The sequence below is a fragment of the Streptomyces sp. NPDC029216 genome (assembly GCF_040648015.1).
In the GTDB taxonomy this organism is placed as follows: Bacteria; Actinomycetota; Actinomycetes; order Streptomycetales; family Streptomycetaceae; genus Streptomyces.
This window is the reverse complement of the sequence record NZ_JBEZWL010000170.1, coordinates 1-14,764: the sequence shown is the minus strand read 5'-3', so window position 1 is coordinate 14,764 and position 14,764 is coordinate 1. Positions and strand designations below refer to the sequence as shown.

The 14,764-nt window shown below is 74.5% G+C and carries 14 protein-coding genes; 2 read left to right on the top strand and 12 right to left on the bottom strand.

What is annotated here, in order from left to right; all coding sequences use genetic code 11:
• A partial coding sequence (locus tag AB0F18_RS34595; RefSeq protein ID WP_362067963.1) for a hypothetical protein occupies positions 1–246 on the top strand: 246 nt, incomplete at its 5' end.
• Positions 247–311: 65 nt separating this feature from the next.
• Here the strand turns inward: AB0F18_RS34595 and AB0F18_RS34590 are convergent.
• The 7 genes from AB0F18_RS34590 to AB0F18_RS34560 all read right to left on the bottom strand — a co-directional run bounded on the left by AB0F18_RS34590 (position 312) and on the right by AB0F18_RS34560 (position 6,740).
• Positions 312–1,097, bottom strand: coding sequence for a class I SAM-dependent methyltransferase (locus AB0F18_RS34590; protein ID WP_362067960.1), 786 nt, complete (start codon positions 1,095–1,097; stop codon positions 312–314).
• A gap of 105 nt (positions 1,098–1,202) precedes the next feature.
• On the bottom strand, positions 1,203–1,895 hold the full coding sequence (locus AB0F18_RS34585) for a helix-turn-helix transcriptional regulator (protein ID WP_362067957.1): 693 nt from the start codon (positions 1,893–1,895) through the stop codon (positions 1,203–1,205).
• Between the two features lie 7 nt (positions 1,896–1,902).
• On the bottom strand, positions 1,903–3,306 hold the full coding sequence (locus AB0F18_RS34580) for a nucleobase:cation symporter-2 family protein (protein WP_362067954.1): 1,404 nt from the start codon (positions 3,304–3,306) through the stop codon (positions 1,903–1,905).
• A gap of 353 nt (positions 3,307–3,659) precedes the next feature.
• Positions 3,660–4,238 (bottom strand): hypothetical protein, encoded by a 579-nt coding sequence (locus AB0F18_RS34575; protein ID WP_362067951.1) that lies wholly within the window; start codon positions 4,236–4,238, stop codon positions 3,660–3,662.
• 136 nt (positions 4,239–4,374) lie between these two features.
• On the bottom strand, positions 4,375–5,424 hold the full coding sequence (cysK, locus tag AB0F18_RS34570) for a cysteine synthase A (protein WP_362067948.1): 1,050 nt from the start codon (positions 5,422–5,424) through the stop codon (positions 4,375–4,377).
• Between the two features lie 129 nt (positions 5,425–5,553).
• A complete protein-coding gene (gene epsC, locus AB0F18_RS34565) occupies positions 5,554–6,168 on the bottom strand; it encodes a serine O-acetyltransferase EpsC (RefSeq protein WP_362067945.1) in 615 nt (204 codons plus the stop codon).
• Positions 6,168–6,740, bottom strand: coding sequence for an NADPH-dependent FMN reductase (locus AB0F18_RS34560; RefSeq protein WP_362067942.1), 573 nt, complete (start codon positions 6,738–6,740; stop codon positions 6,168–6,170). Before AB0F18_RS34560 ends, epsC begins: the two co-directional genes overlap by 1 nt.
• A 320-nt stretch (positions 6,741–7,060) precedes the next feature.
• On the opposite strand from AB0F18_RS34560, the gene AB0F18_RS34555 reads away from it, so the two are divergent.
• Complete coding sequence (locus AB0F18_RS34555; protein ID WP_362067939.1) at positions 7,061–8,251, top strand: MFS transporter; 1,191 nt, start codon at positions 7,061–7,063, stop codon at positions 8,249–8,251.
• Positions 8,252–8,266: 15 nt separating this feature from the next.
• On the opposite strand, the gene AB0F18_RS34550 is transcribed toward AB0F18_RS34555, so the two are convergent.
• The 5 genes from AB0F18_RS34550 to AB0F18_RS34530 all read right to left on the bottom strand — a co-directional run.
• Positions 8,267–9,124 carry an amino acid ABC transporter ATP-binding protein gene (locus tag AB0F18_RS34550; protein ID WP_362067936.1) on the bottom strand — a complete coding sequence of 286 codons (858 nt, stop codon included), beginning with the start codon at positions 9,122–9,124 and terminating at the stop codon, positions 8,267–8,269.
• A 13-nt stretch (positions 9,125–9,137) separates the two neighbouring features.
• Positions 9,138–9,938 carry an amino acid ABC transporter permease gene (locus AB0F18_RS34545; RefSeq protein ID WP_362067933.1) on the bottom strand — a complete coding sequence of 267 codons (801 nt, stop codon included), beginning with the start codon at positions 9,936–9,938 and terminating at the stop codon, positions 9,138–9,140.
• Positions 9,935–10,705 (bottom strand): ABC transporter substrate-binding protein, encoded by a 771-nt coding sequence (locus tag AB0F18_RS34540; protein ID WP_362067966.1) that lies wholly within the window; start codon positions 10,703–10,705, stop codon positions 9,935–9,937. Before AB0F18_RS34540 ends, AB0F18_RS34545 begins: the two co-directional genes overlap by 4 nt.
• 277 nt (positions 10,706–10,982) lie before the next feature.
• Positions 10,983–11,150 (bottom strand): hypothetical protein, encoded by a 168-nt coding sequence (locus tag AB0F18_RS34535; RefSeq protein WP_362067930.1) that lies wholly within the window; start codon positions 11,148–11,150, stop codon positions 10,983–10,985.
• Between the two features lie 125 nt (positions 11,151–11,275).
• Positions 11,276–14,764 (bottom strand): hypothetical protein (locus AB0F18_RS34530; RefSeq protein WP_362067927.1); only part of this gene is annotated, 3,489 nt, incomplete at its 5' end.

Sequence of the window (14,764 nt, the reverse complement as noted above, 5' to 3'; positions counted from 1 at the left end):
CCGTGCCGCGGCGGTGTGCCAGCGCGGCTCCCAGGTGCGGCGGCCGCCGTCCTGGGGTGCGGCGGTCTGCTGGTGCTGCGTGCCGAGGCGCTCGTCAACGCCCGCAACGAGGCGCGCCGCGGGGCGCACGAGGACCGGCTGCTGGGGCAGGTGCCGAGGAGGCAGGCCCTGGCCTACCTGCGGGAGACCAGGCGCAGCCCGGAGGCGTCCGCCCCGCCGGAGGAGCAGCGGCCCGATGCGGAGTGACGTGGAAACGATCGCCTCTCCGGACGCCGCCGCCCAGGCCTGGCTCGTCCGTACCGGGCAGCCGTTCAATCGGCACGGTGGCCCTTCGCGGCCCAGGCCCTCGCGTGGAGCGGGATCGAGCCGTCCGCCGCCCGGGGCAGCGCCGCCCGCAGCCGCTCGCGGAGCTCGTCGCGGCGCTCCTCGGGGAGCGCGGCCACGTAGGAGGGTGCCGGTCCCTGGCCGCCCAGGAAGGGCGTCCAGTAGTCGTCGAAGTCCGCGAAGGGGGTCGGTACGCGGATCGCGCGGGTCTCCACGTCCACGAGTCCGGCGCCGGCCAGCAGTCCTGCGAGTGCCGCCCGGGTGCACAGGGGGAACCTGACGGCCTCGTCGAGGGCGCGGGCCCGGCCGTCCAGGGCGGTCGCGGCGTCCCAGAAGGCACGGATGGCCTCCATCCCGCCCTCTCCGTAGTCCCAGAGGTAGACCCCGACCAGGCCGCCGGGGCGGACGACCCGCACCATCTCGGCCACGGCCCGCCGTACGTCGGGGACGAAGTTGAGGACGAGTCCGCTGACGGCCGCCGACGCGCTGGAGTCCGCGAAGGGCAGCCGCGCGGCGTCGGCCCGGACGAACCGCGCGCGCCGGTCGCCGATGTGCGCCCGGGCGTAGGCCAGGTAGCCCTCCGACGGGTCGATCCCGGTCACCGTCGCCGGTTCGGCCGCGTCCAGCACCGCCCGCGTGACCGCGCCCGTACCGCATCCGACGTCCCGCCAGCTTCCGCCGGGAGCCGCGTCCAGCCAGCGGACGAACCGCGCGGCCACCGGACGGCTCCACCGCCCGACGTACGGCTCGTAGGACTCGCCTGCCGCCCACATCGGCGCCGCCTTCCCGGACTCCCGTGCCCCCGCCCATCATGCAGGGCGGCGGCGGGCACCGGGGACGGCGACGCACCGGCGCGCCTCTGCGGACCTCGGCCGGGGTCAGGGGCCGTGGCCGATGAGGGTGCGGAAGCGGGCCGGCAGGGCCCGGAGCCAGGCCGCGCGGTCGGCGGCGATCTCCTGGAGCCGGGCGTCGTCGTTGCGGGCGACGAGGTGGCCCATGTAGCGCTCGTCGAACCGGGTGTACTCCCGGTGCAGCGTCCGCAGCGCGCCCGCCACCCGGCGTTCGTCGGCCTGCGCGAGGTCGGCCAGCGCCGGAACGTGCGCCTTCCACCGGCCTTCGACGGCCTGGCGCAGCACGCCGACGAGTTCGGTGCCCCGGTCGAGGAGGTCCAGCAGGTCCTCCGAGCGCAGGCCGAGCGCGTCCGCGAGGAGCAGGGTCTGACGGTCGGTGCCGGGCCAGTGGTGTTCGGCCTCGGCCCTGGCGTACGCGTACGGGTCCATGCCGATGCGCAGGGCCAGCCGCTCGGTGGTGAACCCGCGCGCCAGCCGGTGTTCCCTCAGGGTGCCGGGCCGTACGGCCATGAGGACCGGGACCGGGCACCACAGGGCGTCGGCCAGGGCGAGGAGCTCGGGTTCGGACGGGGGGACGGCGCCGGCCTCCCAGGCGTGGACCGCCTCCGGCGGGCGGTCCACCCCCAACTGGGACATGGCGGCGACGACCTGGGCGGGCGTCATGCCGAGGCGCAGCCGCGCGGCCCTGGCCTCGGCGGGGGAGAACGGCGGTGTGGACACGGCGCGATCACCTCGACGGCCGGGCGTCGGCGAGGGCGTCCCAGTCGATCTCCTCCCGTGCCGTACGGCCGGCCGGGGTGTGGAAGAAGAGGTTCAGCAGCACGGCGGTGAGGCTGCCGAGGGTGATGCCGCTGCCGAGGACGGCCCGCATCCCCGTGGGCATCCGGTCGAAGAAGGGCCCCACGACGGCCGGGAGCATGGCGGCGCCCAGGCTGAGCGCCAGGATCAGGGCGTTGCGCTCCTCCCGCAGGTCGACCTTGGCGAGGATCTGGATGCCGACCGTGGCGACCATGCCGAACATCGCGACGGCCGCGCCGCCGAGGACCGGGTGCGGGACGGAGGCGACCACCGCGCCGGCCTTGGGCACCAGGCCCAGCAGGATCATCAGGAAGCCGGCGGCGACCACGACGAACCGGCTGGTCACGCGGGAGATCCGGACCAGACCGATGTTCTCGGCGAAGGCCACGTACGGGAAGGAGTTGAACACGCCGCCGAGGACGGTGGCGACGCCGTCGGCGCGCAGCGCGCGGCCGACCGTTTCGCCGTCCACCTCCCGGCCGGTGATCTCGCCCATGGCGTACACGTCACCGGTGGTTTCGACCATGGTGATCACCATGACGACCACCATCGCCAGCATCGGGAAGAGGTGGAACTGCGGTACGCCGTAGTGGAACGGGGTGCTCACGCCGATCCAGTCGGCCTGCTCCACGGCGCCGAGGTCGGCGTCGCCCAGCAGCCAGGCCGCGGTCGTGCCGCCGACCAGACCGAGGAGGATCGCGATGCTGCGCAGGAACGGTCCGCCGAAGCGGGAGACGAGCAGGATGAGGAGGAGGGTGCCGCCGGCGTACGCGAGGTGCGCCGGGTCGCCGTAGCCGGGCTTGCCGACCAGGTCGGGGCCGCCGCCCACGTCCTGCAGGGCCACGGGTATGAGCACCACGCCGATGACCGTCAGGAGGGCGCCGGTGACGATCGGGGGGAAGTACTTGGCGAGCCGTCCGACGAACGGCGCGAGCAGGAAGGTGGCGATCCCACCGGTGATCACGGCGCCGTACACCACCAGCAGACCGGCGGTTCCGCCGCCCGCGCCCTGCCCGATGGCGATCATCGGGGAGACGGCCGTGAAGGTCGCGCCCTGGACGAGCGGCAGACGGGCGCCGATCCGCCAGAAGCCCCAGGCCTGGATGACGGTGGCGATGCCGGCCGTGACCAGGTCGGCGTTGATGAGGTAGACGAGTTCCCGGGGGGAGAGTCCGAGGCTGTTGCCCAGGATGATGGGGACGAGGACCGCGCCGGCGTAGAACGCCAGGACGTGCTGGAAGCCGTACAGCGACAGCTGGGAGAACGGGGGGACCACGTCGACGGGGTGCCGGTCGGCGACGGTGGCGCGTCGGCGCGAGGCCAGTGGTGCCATCTCTGCCTTGCCTTCGAGGGTAGGTGAATGAGAGGGGCGCGACGGAGGGTCGCGAAAAGGGGGATGTGCCTCGGAGGAGGGCGCGTACGGGCGACCGCTCGGATCGGGCGGCTCGCGGGGCGTGGGACGGCACGGGGTTGCCGGTGCTCGTCCGGGCGCGGTGAGGCGGAACGGGGCCGATACTGTCGGAGGCCTCGGGGTTGCGCAAGTCTGCGGCCATGTTTTTGTTTGCGAAACCCGCAGGTAACTTGCGATTCAATGGCTTCAAGGCCGCTTCGCTACGGATTTCGTCGTCCAGAAGGCCTTCCCGCAACTGTCCACCGGGCGGCGCGATTTCACCTCCCCGGACGGGACTACGCCTGCGAACGGCTCCGGCCCGCGGCCAGGACCGTACTGAGGCCGAGGAGCAGCAGGGCGGACAGGGCCGGCTTCCAGGGCGAGGTCGCGCCGGCCACCGCCGGGGACACCCGGCGCCCGGCGTCGTAGGCGATGCGGAGCTCGGCGCCCCGGGAGACGGAGGGCGGGGCGTCCTTGAGCTCGTCGGGGTAGCCTCCGGGGCAGTCCAGCGCGAGGCGGTGCACGGTCTTCTCCGTGGCGCCCTCGCCGAACGAGGGCTCCACCTTGGTGTGGACCTCCCGGACTACGCAGACGGCCACCTCTCCGCGCACCGCCGTCTGCTCCACGGCCACGACGATCGACAGCAGCCCCAGCGCGAGGAAGAGCGCGCCGAAGAGGCCGCCGGCCCCGCGGACCGGCAGGAGGTACACCGCCGCGGCGCCGAGGACCAGGGCCGCCCCTCCCACGAGCGCGACCGTGGCCGACGGGGCCTCGGATCCGCCGAAACACCAGCGGGCCCATGCGTACACCAGCACCGCGGCGACCGCGGGCACCGCCGCCCCGAGCCACCGCACCTGCGGTTCCTCCTGCGTCATGAACACCACCCCGCACCCTCGGACGCCCGCGGGCGCGCCGGCGGTTGCGCGGGCGCGGAGGGGGCTTCGAAGGCGGCGCGCCCCCGGACCTGGGGTCCGGGGGCGTCGGGCAGCGGGAGCTCGTCCGGTGGGGGTTTCAGGACTTCGAGGTCAGGGCCACGGGCCGCTGGGGCGCCGCCGGCCGGTCGGCGGGCCGGCGGGCGGCGGTGGGCTGCCCGGCCGTCTGCTGGGCGGCGGCGGGGGCCTCCTCCTCGTCCCACAGGCTCAGGTAGCGCTCGCCGGTGTCGGGCAGCAGGGTGACGATCGAGGCGCCGACGTAGTCGGGGTGGGCGGCCAGCCGGGCGGAGGCGTGGGCGACGGCGCCGGAGGAGACCCCGGCGAAGATGCCCTGGGTGCGGGCCAGTTGCCGGGCGGCGGTCAGCGCCTCCTCGTCGGTGACGGTCACCACGTGGTCGATCAGCGAGACGTCGGTGGTGGCGGCCACGAAGCCGCCGTTGAGACCGGGGATGCGGTGCAGGCCGCCGACGCCCTGGGAGAGCACCGGGGAGTTCTCCGGCTCGACCGCGACGACGAGGACCGACGGGTTCTGCTCCTTGAGGTACCTGGCCGTGCCGCTCAGGGTGCCGCCCGTGCCCACGCCGCAGACCAGGACGTCGACGTGGCCCTCCGTGTCGGCCCAGATCTCCGGGCCGGTGGTCTCGTAGTGGGCCCGCGCGTTGTCCTCGTTCTCGTGCTGGCGGGGGAACCATGAGCCGGGGGTCTGCGCGTGCAGTTCCTCGGCCTTGGCGATCGCGCCGCGGTAGCCCTCCTCGCGCGGGGTCTGGACGATCTCCGCGCCCAGGGCCTTGAGCAGGGCGATCCGCTCGACGGTGGCGCTGTCCGGGAGGACGATGACGCAGCGGTAGCCGCGGGAGGCGCAGAGGGCGGCCAGGGAGATGCCGGTGTTGCCGGACGTCGCCTCGATGACCGTGCCGCTGCCGGGCGTGAGCTCGCCACGCGCCTCGGCCGCCCGGAGCATGTAGAGGGCGGCGCGGTCCTTGCTGGTGGACATCGGGTTGGCGGCTTCGAGCTTGGCCAGCACCTGGGTGCCGGGGGCCGTGTCGTCGAAGTGCAGGCGGATCAGCGGGGTCGAGCCGATCAGGTCCTCGATGCTGTCGGCTATGGGGCGCGTCTTACGGCTTTCCACGTGTGTTCCTCACAAGTCGGGTCGTGCGGCTGCGTGTCGGGGGTGTTCGTACGGTCCGCCCGTACGCCGATGCAGTCTTCGTGGGGGGGTGTGCGAGGCGGGGAGGGGAGCGGGGGCGGCGGGGCGGGCCTACCAGGAGCCCGAGGAGGCCATCACCGCGTACACGTCCTCCATGGGCTGCGGCTCCTCGCCGACCGCCTTGATCACGGCTGTGGCGGCGAGCACGCGGGCTCCCGGGGGGACGTCCTTGTTGACGAGGGCCTGGGCTCCGATGACGGCGTGCTCGCCGATGGTGACGGGGCCGAGGACGGTCGCGTTCGTGCCGAGCACGACGTGGTGGCCCACCACCGGGTGGCGGCGTTCCCCGACGGGCCGCTTGTTGTCGCTCCACCAGCCGACCGCCCCCAGGGTCACCTGGTGGTAGATGGTCACGTCGTCCCCGACCACCGCGGTCTCGCCGATCACGACGGCCGCGCCGTGGTCGATGAACACCCGCCGGCCGAGGACGGCACCGGGGTGGATCTCCACGGAGGTCTTGCGGCGCGCCTGCCAGGCGATGAGCCCGGCCGTCATGCGCATGCCACGCCGGTGCAGGCGGTGGGCGACGCGGTGGGCCCACAGGGCGGGCAGGGCCGCGTGCAGCAGCGCCTCGCGGCGGTTGCGCATCGAGGGGTCCTGGGCGACGACGACGTCCAGGTCCTCCTTCATGATCCGGAGCAGGCCGGGCTCCTTGTCACGGGCCATCAGACCAGCACCTCCGCGCCCGCGGGAACGGCGGCGAGCGCCGCGCGGACCAGGCTCTCCAGCCGGGCCACGAGCTCCGGCTCCGTGAAGCGCCCGTCCTCGACCTCCAGCGCGCCGGCGCGGGCGGCGCCGACGGGCTCGTGCTCGACGACGCGTGCCCCGCAGCGGCCGAGTACGGCGACCAGACCCGGCTGCGCGTCGAGACCGCCCCGCGCTCCGGGGGAGGCGCTGGTCACGGCCGTCACCCTGCCGGTCAGCGGGCTGGGGGTCGCGCCCTCCGCCCGGGACAGCCAGTCGAGCGCGTTCTTCAGCGCGCCGGGCATCGCACCGTTGTAGGCGGGGGTGCTGATGAACAGCACGTCGGCGCCGGCGACCAGCTCCTTGGCCGCGCGCACCGCCGGCGAGCCGTCGGCGAGCTCCAGCCCGGCCTCGTAGAACGGCAGTTCCGCGACGGAGAGGGCCACCGTCTCGTGCGTACCGGGAAGGCCCGCCAGGATGTGGCGCACGGTCTCCAGGACGGTGGTGTTCAGCGAGTCCCGTCGGGTACTGCCCGACATCAAAACGATCTTCACCAGGGGAACTCCTTTGTTTCTCGGCCTCCCGGTCGGCAGGCTTCGTGCGCTCGCGGGACGGATGGTCCCGGCAGGACCGCCGCACCCGCGTCGGAGCGGCGGTGGAGTGCGTCCGCCCTCCGCCCCGTGTCTCCGTCGTTACGGTGCCAGCGCCACCCGCAGCCCGGCTCGAACCCGGCTCGCACCGCGCCGGAGGGCCGCTGCAGAACGGGTTTCAGGACCCCGCTCACCGGACGGAGGCGCGGTGGCAGCCGAACACGACCCCGCTGACGGCGGCGACCTGCCCGGCCCGGGCGGCGGGCGGGGTTACCTTCGGCGGCATGGACGGTGATCGCCGAGGGTGGCGCCAGTGTTTGCTCAGCGGGGCCGTGTTCGCCGTGTGCATGATCGGCACCACGCTGCCCACTCCGCTCTACGGCCTGTACCAGGAGAAGTTCTCCTTCTCCGAGCTGACGGTGACGGTCGTCTACGCGGTGTACGCCTTCGGGGTCATCGGTGTCCTGCTGCTGGCGGGCAACGCCTCGGACTCGGTGGGCCGGCGGCCCGTGCTGCTGACCGGCCTGGGGTGCGCGGCGGCGAGTGCCGTCTGCTTCCTGTCGGCCGACGGCCTGCCCTGGCTGTACGCGGGCCGGCTGCTGTCGGGGCTGTCCGCCGGGCTGTTCACGGGGGCCGCCACGGCCTACGTCCTCGAACTGGCCCCGGACGGGGGCAGGTCCCGGGCCACGTTCGTCGCGACGGCCGCCAACATGGGCGGCCTCGGCTGCGGTCCGCTGCTCGCCGGGGTGCTCGCGCAGTACGCCCCCTGGCCGCTGTACCTGCCGTTCGCCGTGCACCTCGTCCTGGTGGCCGGGTCGGCCGCCGTCCTGCTGCGGCTGCCCGAGACCGTACGGGAGCGGGGCCCGCTGCGTGCCGTACGGCCTCAGCGGCCCGGTCTGCCCGCGCCGGTGCGCCCGGTGTTCGCGCCCGCGGCGATCGCCTCGTTCGTGGGGTTCGCGCTGTTCGGGGTGTTCACCTCGGTCAGTCCGGCGTTCCTCGCGCAGTCGCTGGACGTGCGCGACCACGCCGTCAGCGGGGCGGTCGTCGCGCTGGCCTTCTTCTCCTCGACCGTCGGACAGCTGGCCGTCGGCCGGGTCGGGGTGAGCCGCTCGCTGCCGCTGGGCTGCGCCGGCCTGCTGGCCGGGCTGGCGCTGCTCGCGGGTGCGCTTCGGTGGGACCTGCTGGTGCTGGTGGCGCTGAGTGCGCTGGTCGGCGGGTGCGGGCAGGGGCTGGCGTTCCGCGGGGCGCTTGCCGCGGTGGCCGGGGCCTCGCCGGAGGACCGGCGGGCCGCGGTGATCTCGACGCTGTTCGTGGTGGCGTACTTCGGCATCTCGGTGCCGGTGATCGGTGTGGGGCTGCTGGTGGGTCCGGTCGGGCTGGAGGGCGCGGGGCTGGTGTTCATCGCCTGCATGGCCCTGCTGGTGTCGGCCGCCGGCGCCTACCTGCTGTGGCGGCCGGTGCGGGCGGTGGGCTGAGCGGCGGGTGCGGGCTCAGCCGTCCCCGCGCGGGCCGGGCTCCCCGCCCTCCGTCCGGTGGCCGCCCTCGTCGGCGCCCGGTGCCTCGACGGCCGCCGGGTCCAGGACGCGGTTGAGGAAGTCGCGGGTCCGTTCCTGGGTCGGCCGGGTGACCACCTGCTCCGCCGGACCCTGTTCGACGATCACCCCGCCGTCCATGAACACGACCCGGTCGGCGACCTCCCGGGCGAAGCTCATCTCGTGGGTGACGACCATCATCGTCATCCCCTCCCCCGCCAGCACCCGCATCACGGACAGCACTTCGCCGACGAGCTCGGGGTCGAGGGCCGAGGTGGGCTCGTCGAAGAGCATCACCTCCGGCCCCATCGACAGGGCCCGGGCGATCGCCACGCGCTGCTGCTGCCCGCCGGACAGCTGCGCCGGGTAGGCGTCGGCCTTCCCGGCGAGGCCGACGCGCTCCAGGTTCTCCCGGGCGACGGCGGCGGCCTTCGCCTTGTCCCGGCCCAGGACCCGGCGCTGCGGAAGGGTGAGGTTCGCGGTGACGCTCACGTGCGGGAAGAGGTTGAACTGCTGGAACACCATGCCGATGCGGCGGCGCGCGGCGTCGATGTCGACGTCGGGGTCCGTGAGCTCCGTACCGCCGACGAAGACCTGGCCGCGGCTCGGCTCCTCCAGCAGGTTCACGCAGCGCAGCAGGGTGGACTTGCCCGAGCCCGAGGGCCCGATCACGCACACCACCTCGCCGCGGGCCACGTCCAGGTCGATGCCGCGCAGTACGTGGTTGTCGCCGAAGGACTTGTGCAGTCCCCGGATCTCGATCTCCGCGCGCTCCGCGCCCATGGTGTCCGCCGCCGTTCCCGTCGTCCGTGACATCGTGTCCTGCCCCTCACGTGGCCTTGTCCGCGCGGGCCTCAAGACGGCGCACCACGAAGCTCAGCGGTACGGTCACGAGGAGGTAGCACAGGCCCGCGACCAGGATCGGGGTCGAGTTGGCGGTCTCGCTGGCGAGGTCCCGGCCGAACTTCGTCAGTTCCCGCTCCTCCAGGGTCACCCCCAGGAACAGCACCAGCGAGGAGTCCTTGAACAGCAGGACGAGCTCGTTGGTGAGCGGGGGGATGACGATGCGGAAGGCCTGCGGGATGATCACCGACACCATGGCGCGCCCGTGGGAGAAGCCGAGCGAGCGGGCCGCCTCCATCTGCCCCTTGGGCACGGCCTGGATGCCGGCCCGAATCGTTTCCGCCATGTAGGCGGCCGCGACCAGGCCGAGGCCCAGCGCGACCTTCCCGTACGTGCCCCCGGGGATCGCGGTGCCGGGGAACGCCAGGGGCACCGCGACGCCGACGAAGATGAAGATGAGCAGGGCGGGCAGGCCTCGGAAGAGTTCGATGTAGACGCCGGCGACCCAGCGGTAGGGGGCCACCGACGACAGTCTCATCATGGCGATGACCAGCCCGAGCACCAGGCCGAAGGCGAACCCGGAGAAGGTGTACACCACCGTGTTGCGCAGGGCGGTGGTGATGATCTGCGGGAAGAGCCGCAGGACCAGGTCCTTCTGCGCGAACTGGTTCTGCAGCCTGTCCCAGTCGGCCAGGACCCCCACCAGGACCAGCGCCGCCACGAAGACCGCGTACTGGACGCCCTGCCAGACGCGGCGCCGCTGGCGCCGGGTCAGCCGAGAGGTCACGACGCTGCCTGGGGCAGCGGGCCGATCCACTGCTCGTAGAGCTTCTTGTAGGTGCCGTCGGCCTTGGCGGTGGTGATGGCCTTGTCGATCGCGGCGAGGAGCGCGGCGTTGCCCTTCTTCACCGAGAAGCCGTACTTCTCCCCGGTCTCGATGTTCTGTCCGAGGACGAACTGGGAGGCGTTCGCCTTGTCCTTGAGCCAGCCCTGGACGACCGGGTAGTCGATGACGACCGCGTCGACCTGGCCGGTGCGCAGGCCGTTGAGCACGGCGTCCGAGCTCTCGAAGGCGACGGGGTTGAAGCCCTGGCTCTTGGCGTAGCTCTCGCCGGTGGTCTCGGCCTGGGCGCCGAGCTTGCCCGACTTGGCCTTGACGTCGGCGAGGGAGGTGATGCCGCTCTTCTTGGTCGCCAGCAGCGCCTGGGTGGCGTCGAAGTAGGGGATGGAGAAGTCGACGTTCTTCTTGCGCTCGTCGGTGATGGTCATGCCGGCGGCGGCGAGGTCGCACTGGCCGGAGTTCAGGAACGCACCGGTCTTGAAGTTCTCGAACGGGGTGTCGAGGATCTTCTGTTCGACCTTGAGGTTCTGGGCGACGAGGTCGATCAGGGCGACGTCGAATCCGACGACCTTGCCGTTCTGCTCGAACTGGAAGGGCGGGTAGGGCAGGTGGGTGCAGGTGGTGAGCTTGCCCTTCTCGACGACGGGCACGCCGCCGGCGGCCTCGCCGGGCCCGCTCTCGCCGGAGGAGGAACAGCCCGCGGTGAGGAACACGCCCGCCGCGGCGGCGGCGCAGGCCGCTCCGCGGAGGCGGGAGCGGCCGCCGTGGTCGCGGGGGCTGCTGTTGCGCTGACTGCGGTGTCCTTCGGCCGTGCGGAACACGGTTGACCTCCACGGGTGCAGGCGGGCGGCGGTCGCGGGACGGGACCGTCCGATCGAGATCGTAATCCCCTGCGGTGCGCGGCGGCGGGTGATTCGCGATGCGGCGGGTCCCGGGGACGGGCCGGCGGATCCGGGGACGGGCCGGCGGATCCGTCCCCGGGGGCTCGGGTCAGCGCGCGGGCCGGTGGGGCTTTCCGGCCGGCGCCGGGGCGGGCGAGCCCCCTGGCTCCCCGAGCGCCTCGGCCTCCTCCAGGTCCTCCAGCCCGGGGAACCTGTAGGGGTCGAGCGCCCAGCGGGGCATGCGGGATGACAGTGCGTACGTCGGTGCGGTGTCCATCGAACCTCCCGAGTGTAGTTACTGGCTGTGATGAGTTATTACTCTGTGCATTCGGTTGCGGGCGGCTGCGACTCCCACCCGAACGCCCCCAATGACATTTCTTCACATGACGTACACATCGGCCCTCAGGCCAGGAGGGGAGCGACCGGGGAGACGGGGTCCCAGTGGGGGTCGCCGCCCGTGAGCCGGGAGACCACCCTGCTCCAGGCTGCGGGGTCGGCCGCCAGGCGGGTGCCGACGAGGCCGGCGAGGCCGGTCAGGGCGGCCCGCGCCTGCGGCGGGGCGTCGGCGCGGCGGGCCGCCGCGCCCAGGTACGCGAGGACCTGCGCCGCCGGAGCCGCCGTGTACAGCAGGTCGTCCCCGGTCAGGTGGCCCGAGGCCAGCAGGCCGTCGAACTGGATGACGGGCGGGCAGTGGTACATGCCGGCCAGGCCGTGGCGGGCCCGCGCGCGGGTGACCTCGGGGCCGTCGGGCAGCCCGTCCCCTCCCGGCTCGTGCAGGAGGGCGGCGTACCGGAGCCGGATCGCGGCCGGCGCGCCCGGGAGGTTGACCAGGAACTTCCAGTTGGGGAGCGGCTCCTCCTCGTGGGCGGTGGCCAGGGCCTGCCAGTCGACCCCGCCGGGCAGGGACAGCACGGTGCCCGTGGTCCGCCAGTGCTGCGGGGTCCGCCGCAGCCGGCTGACGAGCCTGGCGGGGGCCAGTTCACGGGCGACCCGGGCCCGGATCACGGCGGCCGGGTCGTCCGACGCCAGTGCCTTGGCGCACAGGTTGGCGGCGGCCTGGCCGAGCAGGTCCCTGCCGACGAGGGCGGCGAGCCGGGTGGCACCTCCGTGCTCCGCCAGGGCGAGGCAGCCGACCGCCTGCTCGGCGAAGCCCAGGTCGGCGCCCTGGCGGGCGAAGACCTCCTCGATCAGGGCGGGTTCGCGCGAGTGCAGCCAGAGCGAGCCGCCGGGCAGGGACGCGGACGGGTCGGCGCGCAGCTCCGCCAGGACCCGCGCGCTGGTGCGGTCGTGGGGGCGCGTGACGATACGGCGGGCCAGGCGGGCGGCGGTGCCGTTGCGCAGCAGGGTCAGGTCCACCTCGGGATCGTCGAGGCCGACCAGTCGTTCCCTCACGTCCTCGGGGAGCCGGCGCGACTGGGAGGCGAGCACGCGCAGGGCCCGCGGATCGCGTCCCTCCAGCAGGCGGTCGAGGAGGACGCGGGGGGAGCGGTCGTGGCGCAGCAGGTAGGCGGCGAGCAGCCAGGGTCCCTCGGGGCCGAGGCGGGGCAGGACCGCGTCGACGACGTCGGCGTCGGCCAGGGACAGCAGGGTGCCCATCGGCCAGATCCAGTGCCGGTTGCCCCGCTCCAGGAGCCCGAGGGCCTCGTCCGGGGTCTGCGGGGGGCTGCTCAGCGCACCCCACGAGCGGCGCTCCGGCAGCGGGGGCGCCTCGGGCTCCGGGACGGCGGAGGTGCGGGACCGGCGCAGGAGCTCCGCCCAGGTGGGTCCGTCCGCGTCCGCCCGCGCGTCCGTCAGGGGGGCCGCCGAGACCGTCCGGGCCAGTCGGAGCCATCCGTCGGGGTCGGCGCCGAGTTCGGCGCGCAGCAGGCGGGCGACGGCGGCCCGCCATGCCCCGGCGAAGGCGAGGCGGCGCCAGTCGTGGGGCAGGACGAGCAGGTGCTGCGCCGGGAGCAGACCGGGCAGCTCGTCCGCGGGGAGGATGCCCTGGGTGTAGGCGAGTTCGGTGAGCCGGGCGCTGCTGCCCCAGGAGCGGGGGTGCTCGGCGCGGGCCTCGGCGGCGGTGGGGGCGCTGTGCCAGGAGCCGCCGGGCGGCTCCACACCGGCGCCCGCGCAGGCCCGGGCGAGCCACTCGGGGGTGGCCAGGCCGGGGGCGTCCTCCTGCCGGTGGTGGGCCAGGAAGCCCAGGGTGTCGGCGTCGGCGGGCAGCGGCGCCCCGGCGGGCGCGAGGGAGTACAGGAGGTCCAGGGCAGCGAGCGCGGCCCGCTCGTGGGGGCCGGTCGGGACCCGGGGCCCTTCTTCCTCCGGGACGGTCCGCTCGTCCGCGGCGGTCTGCCCGTCCGGGGCCGGCCGGTCTTCCTTCGGCTTCGCCGATGCGGGTTCGGTGGGATGAGGCGGTGTCGCCTTGCCCGCCCGGGTGATCAGTTCGCTCAGGGTGCCCTGGTGTGCGGGCAGTTCGGCGTCCAGGGCGGCCCAGGCCTCGGGGCGGTCCCCCAGGTGGGTGTCGGTGAGCGTGCGGAGTTCGTCCAGGGTGGTGTCGCCGAGCAGGTTCCGCTCGGTGAGCCGGGCCAGGGCGTCCGCCGCGTGTACGGCGGGGCGTGCGGTGCGGATGAGTTCGGCCGGGTCCAGCAGTCCGGCCGCGGCCATGCCCTCGGCCCACTGGGCGGCCGAGGCGTCGAGCCGCTCCCGGGCCAGTCGCCGCTCGGGCGGCTCCGCGTTGCCGGCGCGCCGTCCGCCGGCGCGCCAGGGCTCGTTGAGCACGCTCAGCCGGAACGCCAGGCGCTGGGCGTCGTCCGCCGCCTCGTGCCGGGCGAGCTCCTCGCAGGCCTTGGGCATGAACGGGGTCTCGGCGTGGGTCTCGGCGAGGGCCGCCATGTCGTGGGCGTACGGTTCGGACAGGAGGGCGCTCAGGCTGCTCGTGCCCCGGGTGGTGGCCAGCAGGGCGGGCAGCCGGGCGGGGTCCTCGTAGGGCTCGCCGCCCTCGCGCAGGCCGCGCAGCCCGTTGCCCGAGCCGTCCTCCTCGGCCAGGGCCTTCCGGACGGCCGTGCAGACGGGCGTGGTCAGGTGCCGCAGGACGTCCGGGCCGTCGAGCAGGGCCTCGACCGCCTCCGGCCCGGCGGATTCCCATATACGGACGAGCGCGTGCCGCTGGACGGCGCCGCGGGTCTGCAGGCTCCTCAGCGCGCGGACCGTGAGCTCCGGGTCTCCGGAGGTGAGCAGGGGCGTGAGCCAGGTGCCCGGAATCAGGCGCGAGTCGTCGGTCAGCTCGGCGCGCAGTCCCTCGTCCATCGGGACGCGCGCGAGGTTCCGTACGAGGGCGCGGCGCAGGGACGGGGTGCTGCGCGGGTTGCGGTAGACGGCGGCCGCCACCGCGGCGTCCCCCACGGAGAGCAGCCGGGCCAGTACGCGGGGGTCGAGCCGGGTGTGGCGGGCGAGGGCGGCCCGGTCCTGCGGGTCGCCGTGCTCCGTGACGGCGGTGACGAGCGCCGGGCCCGGGAGCGAGCCGCCCGCGAGCAGCCCGTCACGGGTGCGGGCCGGCAGGACGGCCAGGGCCTTCGCGGCCTGCTCGGGCCGGGCGTGTTCCAGCAGCAGCGCGAGGGTGGCGTGGACGCTGCGGGGCGCGGGCGGGCGGATCTCGCCGGGGGCGGCCGGCGGCGCGGGCGGCGGTACGGCGGCCAGCAGTTCGGGCAGGGTGCCCCGGTGCCGGGCGAGCGCGTCGTGCACGCCGAGCCACCGGTCGGCGCGGTCGCCGAGCAGGTCGGCGGCCCATGCGCGCAGCCGGTCCGCGGTGTCCCCGTCCACCCCGCCGGCGGCCGCGACGCCCGCGCCCACGGTGCGCGCGGGACGGGCTTCCTCCACCACCCGGAGCGCGGCGCCCGCCGCGGCGGCGGCGTC

Coding starts and splice junctions, on each gene's coding strand:
- AB0F18_RS34590 (WP_362067960.1), bottom strand. CDS start 1,097: ATGTGGGCGGCAGGCGAGTCCTACGAGCCGTACGTCGGGCGGTGGAGC.
- AB0F18_RS34580 (WP_362067954.1), bottom strand. CDS start 3,306: ATGGCACCACTGGCCTCGCGCCGACGCGCCACCGTCGCCGACCGGCAC.
- AB0F18_RS34575 (WP_362067951.1), bottom strand. CDS start 4,238: ATGACGCAGGAGGAACCGCAGGTGCGGTGGCTCGGGGCGGCGGTGCCC.
- epsC (WP_362067945.1), bottom strand. CDS start 6,168: ATGGCCCGTGACAAGGAGCCCGGCCTGCTCCGGATCATGAAGGAGGAC.
- AB0F18_RS34555 (WP_362067939.1), top strand. CDS start 7,061: ATGGACGGTGATCGCCGAGGGTGGCGCCAGTGTTTGCTCAGCGGGGCC.
- AB0F18_RS34550 (WP_362067936.1), bottom strand. CDS start 9,124: ATGTCACGGACGACGGGAACGGCGGCGGACACCATGGGCGCGGAGCGC.
- AB0F18_RS34535 (WP_362067930.1), bottom strand. CDS start 11,150: ATGGACACCGCACCGACGTACGCACTGTCATCCCGCATGCCCCGCTGG.